This is a genomic window from Microbacterium sp. LjRoot205 (genome assembly GCF_056175745.1).
Genome location: NZ_JBGFFH010000001.1, coordinates 519,876 through 535,228 on the forward strand (window position 1 = coordinate 519,876; position 15,353 = coordinate 535,228).

Below are 15,353 nucleotides of genomic sequence, written 5' to 3' on the forward strand. Positions count from 1 at the left end.
ATCACCGCCAGACGGCCGTGCGCCGGAGCGCCGCGAAGGTGAGGGCCACGACGGCGAGCGAGATCGTGCAGGTCACGAGCGCGACGGCCGCTGCCTCGGGACGAGATGCCAGAGAGACGCCCTGGAACAGCCGCACGGCGAGCACGGGCAGTGGCTCGGGGTAGGTGCGACCGAGCAGCCACGCCACCTCGTAGGACCCGAGAGCGTAGACGAAGCTGATCGCGGCGCAGATGACGATCGTCGGCGCGGTCAGGGGCAGCAGCACATGACGGAAGCGCCGCCACCGGCCGGCGCCGAGCAGCGCGGCCGCCTCGTCGTAGGTGGCGATCCGGGTGGCGAGGGTGCCCGTGACGACGAGCGCGACGAAGGCGGACTCCTTCCAGGCGAACTCGGCGATCACGGCACCCCACAACGGACCCCCCACCCAGGGCGCCCACGACTCGGGCGGGATCCCGAGCAGTCGGGGCAGGACGCCAGCGTCGGAGAGCAGCAGCCCGATGGTGGCGGCGCCGATGAGGTGCGGCACGGTCACGGTCGTCGCGCCGAGGGCGGCGAGCAGGCGACTGCCCTCGCGACCGGACGCGATGACGACCGCAGCGCCCGTGCCGATGACGACGGCGATCACGGTCGACGCCGCGGCGACGGCGATCGACACCCCCGTCGCGGCGGCGAGGTCGCGCGGGTGCGCGAGGAAGGCGTCGATCCCGGGGGTCACGGGTCCCGCGATGGGCATGAGTCCGAGGGCCTGGAGCAGCGTGGCGCCGATGCCGCCGCCCACCACGAGCAGCGTCACGAGGGCGGCGGGGAGCACCAGCAGCGTGCCGCGGAGGAGCTGACGGGCGCTCCCACGACGGCGCGCCACCGGCGCGAAGCTCATCGGTCGAGCACGCCCGTCCGCCAGCCCTCATCGAGCGCGGGGACCCACTCGGCAGCGAGCTCACCGTGCGCGTTCTCGGAGAGCACCTCGTACCCTGGCACGACCGGCGACGTCGGGAGGGCGTCGAACAGGGCGCGGTCGTCGTCCGGCAGGCTCTCGATATCGAGCACCGTGAACTGGCCCCACACGTCGGGCTGGGCCTTCGCAGCCTGCTGCTCCGCCGAGAGTGCGACGTTCGCAACGACCATCGCCCCCGCGATCGAGTCGGAGTTGGCGGGCAGGCCGAGGAAGCTCGCGTTGCCCACGGTGCCGTCCTCGAGCGGCAGCACGGTGGTCTCCGGCGGGTACGTCCCGTCGGCGACGAGATCGGTGAGTGTCGCGGGCCCGTAGGTCATCGTCATGTCGATCTGACGGTCGGCGAAGAGCTGACCGAGCTCGGCTTCGTTCGCGGGATACGTGTCACCGCCGCGCCACAGGCTCGGGGCCAGTTCGCTCAGTCGGTCGTAGAGAGCAGGGCTCAGCTCGTCGAAGGCCTCGTCCGAGTACGCCGCGGGCACCTCGTCGGCGCCGCCCGAGACGCTCGCCAGCACCTCGCGAACGAACACCGAACCGGTGAAGTCCGGCGGGGCGGGGTAGGTGAAGCGTCCGGGGTGGGCTTCGGCCCAGTCGAGCACCCCGGCGAGGGTCGTCGGCGGGTCGGGGATCGCCTCGGCGTTGTAGGCGAGCGTGAACTGCGCCTTGTGCCACGGGGCTTCGCAGCCGTCGACGGGCGTGCCGAAGTCCGACTGCAGCAGCGGGTCGTCGGGATCGGTGGCAGCCATCGACGGCAGCAGGTCGGTCCAGTCGCACAGCCAGGCATCGGCCTCCTTGCCGGTGCGGAAGTTGTCGCCGTTGACCCAGATGAGGTCGACCGTGCCGTCGGAGCGGCCGGCCTGGATCTCGGTGAAGACGCGGTTCAGCGCATCTCCCGTATCGGTCACGGGCACGCGCTCGAGCGTCACTCCGTACTCCGCGACGGCCGGGGTGAGGATGTCGTCGACGTAGGCGTTGCCCTGGTCGTCGCCGCCGTACATCCACAGCTGCACGGTCTGACCCTCGGCATCCGCGAGCACGGCATCCCAGTCGTCGTATGCCGTCGACGCGCTGCTCTCGGGTGCCGCGCAGGCCGTGAGGGCGAGCAGCGGCACGGCGAGAGCGAGGGCTGCGGTTCTCCGAGGTCGTCGTGCGATGCTGCTCATCAGGGGTTCCTCGCTTCGGAATCGGTGTATCGGCATATCGCGCCGGGCTAGGGTATAGGAGTCGGGGAGGATGCTGTGGACGCTGGTGATTCGCGTGTCAGAGACGCCCCCTCGAAGCGGTCGGCGATCGTCCGCCTCGTGCTTCTCCTCCTGTTCGTCGCCCTCGTCGGAACGGTTGGGTATTTCCTCGCTCCGAGCGACATCGACGCGGTGCGTGACTGGGCGGCGAGCCTCGGACCGGGCGGCGCGCTGCTCTTCGTGGCGGGGTACGCCGCCCTCACGCTGACACCGGTGCCCAAGAATCTGCTCACGATCGCGGCGGGTCTCGTGTGGGGATTCTGGCTCGCCCTGGTGCTCGTCTACGTCGGTGCTCTGCTGGGCGCCGCCGCGTCGTTCGTGATCGGTCGAGCGCTCGGCAGAGAGGCGGTCGAGCGGCTCACCGGGGCTCGGGTCGCGCGCCTCGACGCCGCCCTCGCGCACCGCGGATTCCTCGCCGTCCTCGGCGCGCGGCTGGTGCCGATCATCCCGTTCACGCTCATCAACTACGGCGCCGGGCTGACGGCAGTGCGACGACGCGACTACGCTCTGGGCACGGCCATCGGCATCCTCCCCGGGTCCGCCGCCTATGTGGCGCTCGGCGCGTTCGGGCTCGAGCTCGGACCGCCCTTCTGGATCGCGGTGGCCGTGCTGGGCGTGCTCATCCTCGGCGGTGTCGTGACGGCGGCGATCCTGCGCCGCCGGAACGGCGACCGCTCGTCGGCGCAGAGGACAGCGAGTGGCCACGATGCTTGACCGTTCTCTGCGGGCCGTGCTCGCCCGACCACTCGAGGTGACGGCCGCCGCCCTCGACCGCCCGGGGATCACTCCCGACCGCCTGACGGTGCTCGGTCTCGCGCTCGGCGTCGCATCCGCTGTCACAGCCGGATTCCAGCTGTGGTGGGTCGCCCTCGTGCTCTGGCTCGTCTCGCGGATCGCGGACGGTCTCGACGGCACCCTCGCCCGACGCCGCCGACGGCTGGCCGAGTCGCAGGGGCGGGACTCCGCGCCCTCCCACGCGGGCGGATTCCTCGACATCACCGCCGACTTCGTCGTCTACGGTGCCACGGTCGTCGGGGTCGCCTTCGGTGCCACGGCGCAGTTCGGCGCTCCGTGGTGGCCGTTCCTGCTGGTGCTCCTCGTCTACTACGTGAACGGCACGGCCTTCCTCGCCTTCTCCTCGATCGCCGAGCGCACCGGGCGAACGATAGACGACGGGCGGTCGCTCTCCTTCCTCGGGCGGATAGCCGAGGGCACCGAGACCATCGCCGTGCATTCGCTGTGGCTCATCCTGCCGTTCTGGGCGTGGCAGATCGCGTTGGTGTGGGCGCTCTTCGTGGCCGTCAGCGCTGTGCAGCGCATCGTCGTCGGCTACCGCAGCCTGCGCTGAGTCGGGCCGGGCTCAGCCGCGGCGACGATGGATGCGGCCCAGGACGCGGATGCCGAATGCGACGGCCCCGCCGCGGAGGCCGCGCTGCGCCTCCTTCACGACGGCATTCCATCCGGCGTCGGAGTAGCTCGGGTAGGCGTGCATCGTCGTGGCCAGCGTGCGCACGTTCATGCCGGTCTTCACCGCCACGGTGTACTCCGCGAGCGACTCTCCGGCCCGCGGTCCGACGATGACGGCGCCGGTGACGCGGCCTCGCCGGTCGACGACGATGCTCGTGAAGCCGTCGGTGTGCCCGTCGGCGATCGCCCGATCGAGATGAGCGTGGGAATGCACGACCACTCGCATCCCGCGTCCAGGTGCATCGTCCGGCGTGATGCCGACGGCCGCGACCTCGGGCGAGGTGAACGTGATGCGTGGCACGACGTCGGCGTCGATCTTGCGAGAGAGCCCGAGCACGGCGTTCGTCGCGGCGACGCTGCCGTACATGCCGGCGGTGTGCGTGAACCGCGGCAGCGGGGTCACATCACCGGCGGCACGGATGCGCGGGTTCGACGTGCGCAGCGAGGCGTCGACGTCGACGGCTCCGCGGCGATCGAGGCGCACACCGGCTGCCGACAGTTCGAGGTCTCCGGCCTTGACGCGACGCCCCAGTGCCGCCAGCGCCCGATCGAAAGCGACCTGCGTGCCGTCGCTCAGCGTCGCGGTTCCTGACGGGGAGGGATCGTCGTCGGACCCGGCGGAATCGAAAGAGCGCACGGTCGTGCCGAGGCGCACGTCGACGTCGTCCGCCTGCAGCGCTGCGAGGACCACGGCGCTCGCCGCGGCATCCTCCTTCGGAAGCAGCCGATCACCGCGGTGCACCAGCGTGACCGCGCTGCCCAGACGCGCCATCGCCTGTGCGATCTCGCAGCCGATCGCGCCGCCGCCCTGCACCAGCAGCCGCGCGGGCAGTTCCTCCAGATCCCAGAACGTCTCGTTCGTCAGCACGTCGATCGACGCTTCGCCCTCGACGGACGTGCGCACCGGCGTGCTTCCCGCGGCGATCAGCGCGTCACGGAACGCGATGCGTTCACCGCCGACCACGACGGATCGAGGGCCGTCGAACCGCGCGCGTCCGACGAGCGTGTGGACGCCGTCTCGGTTGAGCGTCTCGGGGGAGTCGACGGGCTCGATGTCATGGATCGCGGAGTGCACGTGCTGCATGACGGCGGGGAAGTCGACCCGGATCTCGCCCGCGGTCACGCCCAGTCCTGCACTGCTGCGCGCGGCGTGCGCGACGGCGGCCGACGCGATGAGCGCCTTCGACGGCACGCAGCCGGTGTGCAGGCATTCGCCGCCGAACCGGTGCGCCTCGACCAGCAGCACGCGCGCGCCGAGCGCGGCCGCGGTGCGCGACCCGACGAGTCCGGCGCTGCCGGCTCCGATCACGACCAGGTCCCACATGCGTCCGCCTGCTTCACGTGCGGTCAGTGCGCGCGCCGGTCTGCGAGAAGGGGTGCTCATGCCTGAAGCCTAGAGTGGACCCGGAAGCGGGAGGGCGGATGGCGGCATTGATGCGGCGCTACGGCGTGGGTGCGCGGTGGTACGACGTGCTCTCCGGTGAGCGCCCGGTGTATCGGGCCGGACGCCTGGCGGGGATCTCTCTGCTCGACCTGAGCCCCGGCGACGCCGTCGTCGACCTCGGATGCGGCACCGGTCTGAACTTCGCGCTGCTGCTCGACGCGACGGGGCCGTCGGGGGTCGTGATCGGCATCGATCGCAGCGCCGAGATGCTGGCCGTGGCCCAGAGGCGGATCGACCGGGAGGGCTGGGGCGACAGGGTGCGCCTGATCCGTGCGGATGCGGCAGAGCTGAGCCCCGAAGAGGTGGTCCAGGCCGTGACCGAGCTGCGCGGCGGTGGCGACGGACGCGCGGATGCCCTGCTCGCGACCTACTCGCTCAGCGTGATCACCGAGCGAGAAGAGGCCTGGCGTCGAGCGCGGGCGTGCCTGCGCCCCGGCGCACGGGCGTGCATCGTCGACATGCAGCCGCCGCACGGGTTCTGGCGTGTGCTCTCACCGCTGGCGCGTCTGGCCTGCGCGACGGGCGGGGCAGACATCTCGGCACGGCCGTGGCGGATGCTCGAGCGCGATGCCGTCGACCCCGCGTCGGTGCGCCGGGTCGAGCGCAAGGGCGGGCACATCGTCGCGGTCGTTGCGACGGTCGACGGCGGTTCGCCGCTCTGACCTGACCGGGGGTGACCGGAGCGCCGTGCGGTCGGTGCTCGACCGCACGGCGCTCGTGCGTCACGGGACGATGACTGCGCGACCGCGGATGCTGTTCGCGGCGAGGTCCTCGTACGCCTTCGGGCCGTCGTCGAGGGAGTAGGTCTCGGTCTGGACGTGGATCTTGCCGGCGCGAGCGAGGTCGAGCACCTCGATCAGCTCGGAGCGTGAGCCCCAGTACGGGATGCGCACGGCGGCGTCGTAGGCGATCGCACCGAAACCGAGACTCATCGTCCCGCCGCCGATGCCGACGATCGTGACGTCCGAGTCGAGCGCCGCCACGCTCTGCGCGAGGGCCATGGTCGGGTTGGCTCCGACGAAGTCGAACACCGCGTTCGCGCCGAGGCCGCCGGTGATCTCACGGATCTTCTCGGCGGCGGACGCGTCGCTGATCAGCACGTGATCGGCACCCACCTCGGTGGCGAGGGCGAGCTTGGTGTCGTTCACGTCGAGCGCGATGACGGTGGCGCCCGAGATCGCCTTCAGGATCTGGATGCCGACGTGGCCGAGGCCGCCGGTGCCGATGACCACCGCGAAGGTGCCTGCACCGAGCTTCGGGAGTGAGCGCTTGATCGCGTGGTACGGGGTGAGGCCGGCATCCGTCAGCGAGACGTTCTGCACGGGGTCGAGGTCGCCGAGCGGCACGAGGTGGCGGGCGTCGTCGACGATCATGTACTCGGCCATCGAGCCCTGGCTGCCGAGACCGGGAGGGCGGATGCCCTCAGCGGCGGCGTTCGTGCAGTAGTTCTCCATGCCCTGCGAGCAGTTGTGGCAGCGACCGCAGCCCCACGGTCCGTAGACCGCGACGGCGTCTCCGACCTTCAGCGTCGAGTCGACGCCCTCACCGATCTCGTGCACGATGCCCGCGCCTTCATGACCGAGCGTCAGCGGCAGCGGGTAGCTCTGCTCGAGGTAGTCCTTCTCGGGGAGGCCCATGACGTAGTCGTCGGAGTGGCAGACGCCGCCAGCGGTGACCTTGAGCAGGACCTGACCCGGCCCCGGCTTCGGAATCGGGATGTCGACGACGACGGGCGGCTTGCCGATCTCGACGTAACGGAGAGCTTTCATTGTCTTCCTTCCAGCAGGTCGAGTGGTCTGCCGCGCGGTGCGGAAGGCGGGAGCGCTCGAACCTGCCACTTCAATTATCGAATGTCAGAATCGCGATGTAATCGGACTAAGTCCGATGTAAAGCGCAAGATCCACTCCGTCGCGATCCCGCACCCGCGACGGGTTGTTTCGATCATACGGATGGGGTCGGACAGTCCGCCTCCGAGACTTCTGCATCTCGATGGTGTGCATCTCCTCGACCCGTCGTTTCCCGATCCCCCGAAACGACAGCTCTAGCGTCGAAGTTCGTAGCCCTGCTCGTTGAGGAGTTTGATTGCGATCTCGAGCAGCGCCCCAATGAACTCGATGAGGTTTGCAATCAACTCCTCGTCTGGTTCGTATAGAGCCCCGCCCATCTGAGGTGTAGATGGGGGCGTCTCGATCGCGTGGCGCAGAGTGATGATGAACTGCCCGTGCGCGTGAGCCGAAGTAATTGCCCAATAGTTGAAGGTCTGCAGCGTGGGGCCTGGAACGCGACTCGCTATCTTCCTTGTGATCGAGGAGGGGTCGATCAATGGTGCGCTGAGAATGTCCTTGGGATCAGACCCGAGGTTGGTCGCCGTGGTCCTGAGAAAACGCCCGAGTGCTGCTATTCCCTGTTCCGTCTTGTCATCCGGCGTTCGCGCTTTGCGCAGAGCGTTCGTCAGCTTCAGCCCGTGCCTGTACTCGATACGAGCAATCTCGAGTGCCCTGCGGACTCTAGTAGAGGAATCGGTGCCGTCAAGAATCCAGATGACCTCCACGAGCCCCTCCAAGACCGGGCGGAACAACGTGTAGTCAGCCTGCATGTGGAGGAGCAACACGTCCTCGTCGGGGCTAGCGGCAAGCTCCGCCCAAGCGGATACATGGTCTGCAACGGTGAGGACGAGCCCGGAGACTATGGCGTGAGGGATGACGATGTTTCCTGCGAGGGCTTGATCTTCCTCTGCCATCGACCCCTGTCGAACCGTGGGCACTCCACTCTTGATCGCCGCCGCGAAATCCCGGAAGCCTTCGACGGCACCGCCGAGAGTCTGCAATGTCGAACGCTTTGTCATAACACTGAGCGTACGGGTGGATTGAACGCCGTCTGATACACCGAGAATCGCGGTCTCGCCTTTAGCGAATGACTCCTGCTCATCTAGGCGGTCCTACTTATTGACGCGGTAGCCGAGTCTCTTCACGGCTTTCGCGAGGTACACGTTCGCGCTGGATGAGTCCAGGCGGGTGTGCACCAACGGCAGCTGGGGGAACGAGTCCTCGGCGGGCGAGAACAGTGTCACCATCGGGCCGAAGTCGATCGATGACACATGGTAGAGCCCGTCGATGCTCGACCCAAGCTGGTCATGAATCGCATTCGCCCAGTTCCGGGTGTATCGCTTGGGCCCCATCTGAATCGAAGAGGTCGTGCCGTTGATCACAGGCCAGTTGCTGGTGAGGTCCAGCAACCGAAGCTCCCGCGTCGGTCGCCAAGCCGCGAGGGTACTTCCACGAGCGCGCCGGTTGATAATCCGCCCCTTCTGAAACACCTCGCCGAGAGCTGTTGTAGATCCAGCGGCTACGTACATCACGCCATAATCGGCATGATGCTGCTGCGGCTCGGGATGCGGGTCAAAGCGCATGGTTCTGACCGGCCCGAAGTGCCGCAGCTCGTCCCACGCCTGTGGATGAGCACCCCTTGTAGCGAAGACCCGCCAGAGGAGCCCATCGTATGTTCTCAGGTGCTCGCTGGCGTCGAGTGTGAGCGACGCCGGGGGCGTTGCGGGGACCTTCGCGCTCGACGGGCTCACCTGATGTCGGCGTCTTCGAGGATTCCCACTACGGGTGCGGGGTCCTTCGCGGCAGCCAGCCACTCGATCGGCGTCATCCACTCCTTGGGGTCGACCGAGTCCTCGGTCGACCGCAAGTCATCCTGAGGCGTTGTCATGAAGCCTTCGACGTCGGCTGGATCCCAGTCGGATGGGATTGCTCTAACGAGCAGGGGGAGATGGGGGATCGTGGAGACCTTCTCGCCTGGAATGAACTGCCATCGAGGGTAGAGACGGATCCTTCCGGCCCGGAAGCCGTACAAAGTGTTCTTGCTTTGTCGGTGACGCACACTGGAGGCATCGATCCCGAGCAGCGCTGCAACTTCGGACGCGGTGTACGTATTGGTGAGGGCGCGCACGTGAGTCTCGCGCTCGAGCTTGGCGAGCCCGCCGCTGGTGACGAATGCGGATGCCTCGGCGAACTCCTCCGGAGTGAAATCGCCGGATTCGATCAGGAAGTTGGCTTCCTGCTCTGTGAGGCCCAGTTCGGTCGATTGACGGTCGGTCATCGCATCGGCGAGCTCGTCGATGAGTGCGTTGAACACGGATACGTCGACGTTTGACGTCTTCGCCACCTGCGCAAGGCGCTCGACACCGGCTTGTACGTCGGTCTTTGCTGGGGCCTTGGTCGCCACGACGAGCTTTGGGTTCCCGTCGAGGGATCGACCTGTCACAGTGCCGCGGCCCACAGCGACCTCGCGACCGGCGACGCGAGCCGAGGCGGCACGGGTGCGACTTTTCTTCACGGCCATCTGGCCTCCTCGCGTCGTCATCTGGTTAGCGCGTACACGCATTATCTTACGCGCGCTTTTGCGTGTATGGATCCGAGGAAGGTGTCAAGGTGCGAGCGGTCAAGCGCTCCCCTGGCGTGGGAGCAGGGCGCTGAAGGAGGCATATCGTCCGCGCATTCAAGGCGGCACCCCATCCCCTGACCACCTTCCTCCCCGGCGGGCCACGTCTTCAACGCGCAGCAATCAGCGAGGGTGTCGTTGGCCTACGCTTGAATGCTTGCGTGGGGAAGAACAAAAAATCTCGTAGAAACAAGCGGCCTCGATCTCAACCGCGCGCGGTGAGCGCCGCGCAACGGGAGCCAGACGCACTCGAACAGGCTTTTTCAGCGTACGATCCGGACGAGCTCTGGACGTTGGTATTCGCCGCCGCCACGTCCCCGGGCAACAGGCATCGATCGGTGACATTGGGAAGCAGCTTCGCGGCCGCACTACGAGCCTCCGCCGCTCCGGCATCAGACGATTACCACCCGCTGCCGTCGATCCAAGCACTGTCCGATCTAGCGGCTACCACCTATGGGATCGGCCCGGCGCGTGAAGACTTCATCCCGACCGACCCGACCCGAACAGCCTTACTCACCGTCGGCTCGGAGTCGCTGCGTGCAGTGCCTGGCCTCACCGAACGGCCGGTCGCCGACCTCACGCGTTCGCTCCGAATGGCGGAAGCGGTAGACGGTCGGCTCCGCAGGCGATTTCGATTCGGTATTGCGAACGTGGTGAACGTGGCGATGAGGTACGGCGACTTCTGCGTCCGCCACCTTGCGGACGCGTGGGTGCCAGCCCCGGATCTCGAGCTCAACGATGAGGTTTCATTGCCGGACGTTGAGTTCGAAGCGACGCGGGCCTTCCTCAACCTGGGCCCTCTCGACCACATCGAACTCGGTGAGGCTGACAAGAGAGCGTTGGAATGGATGACGATCTCCGCAAGTGAGGCCGCATTCGATGCTGAGAGTCCGTCCAGTCCGTTCGGGAGGTTCCTTCGCTTTGCTGACTCAGCGGGCGGATTCCGATGGGTGCCGCCACTCTTCATCCCAGAGATCATGGCTCATGCCGTACAAGAACTGGTATCCGCGCTTGATCGAGACGGGCATGCGCGACGAGCCCTCAGGGTTTCTTGTCTGAACCAGATCCGCCGGGCCCTATGGCGCTTTTCCAACAGCTTGATCGAATCCCCTCCGAACAGCGAAAGTGTCGATTCCCCGCTTCGAGGGATCGACGTTCAGTGGCTGGTGCCGGTGAATCCATCCACATGCATAGCTGTCTCGGTCATCTATGTTCCCGACCTGGGGTCCACCCCACCGCCGCGCATCGGCTCAGTGGAGCTGGCTAAACAGATGAGGTCGCACGCCGGTCCACTGTCGGTGCGCATGGCGGGCGGACGACAAGGGACCATCAGGCCGGGCGCGGAGGTCATCCCGCTGACGGTTTTCGCCGCGGCCGGTCACATCGCTGTGCCGCAAGCTTTCGGCGAAGCAAACCTCGCGCTCGAAGACTTGACTTGGATCTCAGAGACGGCCACGTCCCGCGATGATCTCTACGCATTCGCGCGGGATCTGAGCGCTCCCGATTTCCCCGAGAGTTTCGGGTGGGAGGCGATCAACTACTGGGAGCCATGGAAGGCCAATGGCAAGTCGTTCTTCAAGGGTGGCATGGTACCCACCGCCATCTACTTTGAAGCCCACGCGGGCGAGGCCGAGTGGGATCGCGCGGTAGAGCTATCGGATCTCGAAGCGTCGCTCCTCAGAGTCGGGCTCCCTCCGCTTCGTGACCTGCGAGCAGCGGAGGTTGCTCCGGGGCCGGTCGCCAATGTCGCGGCGCTCGAAGGTGACGCCACCTACGACGTCGACCGCGGCGTCAATACCGCGCCGGATGTCGTCGGGTGGTCCCTCGCGCTTACCGAACCCCCCGTCGCTGTGGCACGGGCGAGCTCGGAGGACCTGTCCGCCGACTACCGACGGTTCGTCTTTGACTTGTGCGGCGGGCTGATCTACGGCTTTGCTGCGCTTGGTGATCGATGGCGTTCCGCGCACCAGGCGATCGATGTGCCCGGATACGTCCTCCATCTCCACACATCGGAAGCGGTCTCGGGTGAATCATCCGGCGTGGTCACGCCGTATCTCGACCCGCACGCGCGTGCCGTCGATGAACCAGTCAACTTTTTGTGGCGCATCGATGTCGAGGGATTCGCAGATTCGGCGAATGGAGATCCGTACGCGGCGAATCTCCTAACAGGGGACGCAGTGTTCGATCTGCTCCGCGCGGGAGGCGTGGATGTCGAAGCGGCGGCGGCGCTCCGCGACCAGTGGCGCACAGCGAAGCCCTTTCTCATCTTGGAGATGAAGCAGGCGCGGACCACTCTCAATCACCTGCCTGGTCCGTGGGGTCTACGACCCTCTGACGAGAGCCGCATGGTTGCGGCTTTGGGGCGACGACTCCACGGTGCCGGCGTCGAACCGGGAGAGTACCGAGCGGACGACGCGAATCGACTTACCCGCGAGCATCTTGCGCCGGTTGCTCTCGAAACTCTGCTGGAAGGAATCAAGAGACACGACGTGAGCGAGGTGGTGTTGACGGGGATGGAGCAGCTGGCGAGAGTGATGGACAGCGCTATTCATCAGCAAGACGATCTGTCCCGAGTCGCCGCGAACCTCTCTACCGAATGGGACCCGCTCACCCGCACCGCCGAGCTCTCGGCGGAGACACTTCAGCTTCGTCAATGTAACGAGATCGTGGTGGAAGCTGCCTTGCGCATCCTGGACAAGCCGACGGAAGCGAAGCCGATCACTCCTCAGGCGTGGAGCGGTCTTCTTGCCGCCGCAGACGCATACCTCACCGCGACCACACTGAGCGAGCGGATGTATCACCAAGTCGCGCCCGCAGTCATCAACCTCAGCCCAATGTACGAGCTCGCCGTCGACGATGATCCGCATCCCGACGCATCGGCGTGGGGCCTGCGAAACGACGAACTGAGCCGCGCGGCCGCGAGCGTTCGGCTGTATGGCGCTGAAGATGGCGATTCGCTTCTACAGACGAACGAAGGAGACGACCTTGAGGGCGCTTTCCAGCGTGCATGGGGGGCGACGTCGCAGGACATGCTCTCCACCCTCGCCGCACTCGCGAAATGGGAGACCTTTGAGCCAGGCAGGACGACCGCGCACGTCACAGTGGCCGAGGCAACAGCATGGGGCTGTGACGCGCTAGGCCCGGGCGCGGATGAGGCGAAGAGAACGCGTGTCGAAGCCGCTATCCGGATGCTCACCAGCACGGCCGTCCAGATACAAGCCGTCGAGTGGAAACCCTGGCAAACGCGCACGCGGCGTCACCGGCTCCTCGTGCAACCGCTGGTGCAAGACTCGGACGGACGGCTCATTGTCAGCCCGCAGTACTTGCTGACGTCCTTTCAGGTCTACTACCGCCACCTACTCCAAGGAGTTCTTCCCTGGGCGGGGGACGTTCCTCAGCCTGTCACCGACGCGCTTGCGGACCGCCGTGCGCGCCGCAACATTCGGTTCGAAAGGTTCCTCCAAGACCGGCTAGAGCAACTCGGATACACCACGGTCGCCCGCGTGAAACCCAACGACCACGCGCGACTCGGCGTGCCGACTCTCACTACCGAAGTTGACCTCGTGTGCGGACGCCCTGGAGACAGCACCCTGTGGCTGATTGAGGCCAAAGACCCCGCATCAGTTCACGGATTCGCCGAGACGGCACGCCAACTGCGCTCTTTCTTCCGGGACCAGCTAGGGACCCGCGCTACCAAGCCCTGCTACACCACGCAGCTGTCCCGAAAGGAGAGCGAACTGGCGCCCCACGTTGCGAGCATTGCGGCGCGTCTGGGACTCGGCGACCCCCCGCAGGGAGAGCAGTTCCACCTGAGCACCCTCTTCGTAACCCGTAATCTCACTCCGGCAAGCTACGTCGACGAGCGGTATCGGGTTGAGACGGCGACGGAGTTTCTCGCAGCTCGAGGCCAAACGCCGTAGGCGACATGCGAGAGCGGCGGCGCGCACGAGTTCGCGTCCCCAGCAGGAGCTCTATCGCCACTTCTGAGCCTCGATGATCCGAGCCAGGGTTTCCACGTCGCCGCCGCGCCTGAACCATTCCACAGGGCTCTGCTGCCCGTCGGTGACCATGACCGGCTGGGGCGTCGCCATGAGAGCCGATACCGACACCCATCCTTTGTCTTTCACAATGTCAATGATCTCGGTCAGGTGCGGCAGGATTTTTCCTGGCGACGAGAGACTGAACTGCCACGACGGAAACCGTCTGGAGTGGGCAACATCGACGGCGTACAACTCGCCACGATCGGCGGCGGCGAAGAGCGAGTCCTCGTCCATACTCAAGAAGGCAGCGGCTGCGGACGCGGACATGGTTTGAAGCACGCCCGTCAGAAGGGTGCTCGCTACACTCGCCAGAACACCGCCGCGAGCAACCCGAGTCGATGTCTTCTCGAACGACTCGGGCGTGAAGGCCTTGGACCGGGTGAGATAGCTGATCTCCTGCGGCGTCAGCTCTTCCTGATCCGCGATCGGTCGCTCTGCGAGCAGCTGGTCAGTCAGCGCTCGAACGATGAAGTCCCCGTCGGCGTTCAACCGAGCGACGGCGTCAGTGAACGCCGCGATCACATCGGTGGATGGCTGTGCATGCCAAGGGCGGGTCCGTGGCTGGCCATCGGTTTCATCCATGTGCGACAGCGTAGATGAGCCTTCGCCGGAAGGGGAGGCCTCCCTGGGCATCGACGTCGCGCACGCCACAGAGTCGATGTCAGGCGACTAGATGTAGTTCCTCGGGACGTTGTGATCACGTGAGTTAGCGAAGACCTCCGGGCAGGATGTGGGTTACCACACTCACATTCCACACACGGAGGTCTTCGTGACTCACGCTAACGCACCCCTGACGCCCGTTGGTCGGGCTCGGCTGGCCGACCTGATCAACACTCAAGGCTGGTCGGTGCGGCGAGCGGCCGAGCGGTTCCAGGTGTCGCCGGCAACAGCATCGAAGTAGGCCCGGCGAGCTCGCACGGGCGCCTCTGAGGCGGATCGCTCTTCGCGGCCTCGTCGCAGTCCTGCGCGCACCGCGCGGCGCCTCGAGCGGCGGATCATCGCACTGCGGTTCACGAGACGATGGGGTCCGCACCGGATCGGATATCACCTCCGCATGCCCCGCTCCACCGTCGAGCGGGTTCTGCACCGATACCGGATGCCGATCCTGACGCACGTCGATCAGGCCACCGGCCTCCCTGTCCGGCGACCGAAACCCGTTCGCTACGAACGAGGACAGCCGGGCGACCTCATCCACGTCGACATCAAAAAGCAAGGCCGCATCCCTGACGGCGGCGGGCATCGCATGCTGGGCCGCACCATCGGGAACCGGAACAACAAGAAGAAGGGCCGCGGTTACGCGTTCCTCCATCACGCCGTCGATGACCACTCCCGGCTCGCCTACTCAGAGATCCTCGACGACGAACGCAAAGAGACCGCATCAGCGTTCTGGGCCAGAGCCGAGGCCTTCTTCACACGCGCGGGCATCACCGTCCGAGAGGTCCTCACCGACAACGGTTCTTGCTACCGCTCACACGCGTTCGCGACCGCTCTCGGCCCCGACATCAAACACCGATTCACGAAGCCCTACCGCCCGCAGACGAACGGGAAGGTCGAACGCTTCAACCGCACCCTCGCCCACGAATGGGCCTACGCCGAGACCTACGCCAGCGACGAAGCCCGAGCAGCCACCTACGACGCCTGGCTCCATCACTACAATCACCACAGACCCCACACCGGCATCGGCGGCCACACACCCTCAGACCGCGTTCACAACCTCACGGGGAAGAACAGCTAGCGCTGGGGGCGAGGAGGACTCAGCGCCA

General features: G+C 66.5%; 12 protein-coding genes and 1 pseudogene. 5 read left to right on the top strand and 8 right to left on the bottom strand.

Going from position 1 to position 15,353, the window contains the following annotated elements; all coding sequences use genetic code 11:
• Position 1 precedes the first annotated feature (1 nt).
• Both AC04ME_RS02615 and AC04ME_RS02620 read right to left on the bottom strand, forming a co-directional pair.
• On the bottom strand, positions 2-877 hold the full coding sequence (locus tag AC04ME_RS02615) for an ABC transporter permease (protein ID WP_475433473.1): 876 nt from the start codon (positions 875-877) through the stop codon (positions 2-4).
• On the bottom strand, positions 874-2,115 hold the full coding sequence (locus AC04ME_RS02620) for an ABC transporter substrate-binding protein (protein WP_157550025.1): 1,242 nt from the start codon (positions 2,113-2,115) through the stop codon (positions 874-876). Before AC04ME_RS02620 ends, AC04ME_RS02615 begins: the two co-directional genes overlap by 4 nt.
• 75 nt (positions 2,116-2,190) lie before the next feature.
• Between AC04ME_RS02620 and AC04ME_RS02625 the strand changes: the two genes are divergently transcribed.
• Together AC04ME_RS02625 and AC04ME_RS02630 are read left to right on the top strand one after the other, a co-directional pair.
• Positions 2,191-2,907 carry a TVP38/TMEM64 family protein gene (locus AC04ME_RS02625; protein WP_475433474.1) on the top strand — a complete coding sequence of 239 codons (717 nt, stop codon included), beginning with the start codon at positions 2,191-2,193 and terminating at the stop codon, positions 2,905-2,907.
• The gene (locus AC04ME_RS02630) at positions 2,900-3,541 is read left to right on the top strand and encodes a CDP-alcohol phosphatidyltransferase family protein (protein WP_475433475.1); all 642 of its coding nucleotides are present in this window, start codon (positions 2,900-2,902) and stop codon (positions 3,539-3,541) included. Before AC04ME_RS02625 ends, AC04ME_RS02630 begins: the two co-directional genes overlap by 8 nt.
• A 12-nt stretch (positions 3,542-3,553) precedes the next feature.
• On the opposite strand, the gene AC04ME_RS02635 is transcribed toward AC04ME_RS02630, so the two are convergent.
• Positions 3,554-5,044 (bottom strand): dihydrolipoyl dehydrogenase family protein, encoded by a 1,491-nt coding sequence (locus AC04ME_RS02635; protein ID WP_475433476.1) that lies wholly within the window; start codon positions 5,042-5,044, stop codon positions 3,554-3,556.
• A 38-nt stretch (positions 5,045-5,082) separates the two neighbouring features.
• Between AC04ME_RS02635 and AC04ME_RS02640 the strand changes: the two genes are divergently transcribed.
• On the top strand, positions 5,083-5,766 hold the full coding sequence (locus AC04ME_RS02640; protein ID WP_475433478.1) for a class I SAM-dependent methyltransferase: 684 nt from the start codon (positions 5,083-5,085) through the stop codon (positions 5,764-5,766).
• Positions 5,767-5,826: 60 nt separating this feature from the next.
• Here the strand turns inward: AC04ME_RS02640 and AC04ME_RS02645 are convergent, their stop codons facing one another.
• The 4 genes from AC04ME_RS02645 to AC04ME_RS02660 all read right to left on the bottom strand — a co-directional run bounded on the left by AC04ME_RS02645 (position 5,827) and on the right by AC04ME_RS02660 (position 9,334).
• On the bottom strand, positions 5,827-6,873 hold the full coding sequence (locus AC04ME_RS02645) for an NAD(P)-dependent alcohol dehydrogenase (protein ID WP_341956204.1): 1,047 nt from the start codon (positions 6,871-6,873) through the stop codon (positions 5,827-5,829).
• Positions 6,874-7,145: 272 nt separating this feature from the next.
• Positions 7,146-7,949: a hypothetical protein gene (locus AC04ME_RS02650; RefSeq protein ID WP_475433481.1), complete on the bottom strand. Its 804-nt coding sequence runs from the start codon at positions 7,947-7,949 to the stop codon at positions 7,146-7,148.
• A 93-nt stretch (positions 7,950-8,042) separates the two neighbouring features.
• Positions 8,043-8,762 carry an RES domain-containing protein gene (locus AC04ME_RS02655; RefSeq protein WP_082297958.1) on the bottom strand — a complete coding sequence of 240 codons (720 nt, stop codon included), beginning with the start codon at positions 8,760-8,762 and terminating at the stop codon, positions 8,043-8,045.
• Positions 8,678-9,334, bottom strand: coding sequence for a hypothetical protein (locus tag AC04ME_RS02660; protein WP_139305204.1), 657 nt, complete (start codon positions 9,332-9,334; stop codon positions 8,678-8,680). The genes AC04ME_RS02655 and AC04ME_RS02660 overlap by 85 nt, the downstream gene beginning before the upstream one ends.
• A 377-nt stretch (positions 9,335-9,711) precedes the next feature.
• Here AC04ME_RS02660 and AC04ME_RS02665 point away from each other — a divergent pair, with 377 nt between their 5' ends.
• Entirely contained in the window at positions 9,712-13,470 is a 3,759-nt protein-coding gene (locus tag AC04ME_RS02665) for a hypothetical protein (protein ID WP_139305203.1), read from the top strand.
• A gap of 51 nt (positions 13,471-13,521) precedes the next feature.
• Here the strand turns inward: AC04ME_RS02665 and AC04ME_RS02670 are convergent, their stop codons facing one another.
• Positions 13,522-14,172, bottom strand: coding sequence for a hypothetical protein (locus tag AC04ME_RS02670; RefSeq protein ID WP_139305202.1), 651 nt, complete (start codon positions 14,170-14,172; stop codon positions 13,522-13,524).
• 187 nt (positions 14,173-14,359) lie between these two features.
• Between AC04ME_RS02670 and AC04ME_RS02675 the strand changes: the two are divergent.
• Positions 14,360-15,325: pseudogene (locus AC04ME_RS02675) on the top strand (IS481 family transposase).
• The last annotated feature ends 28 nt before the right edge of the window (positions 15,326-15,353 follow it).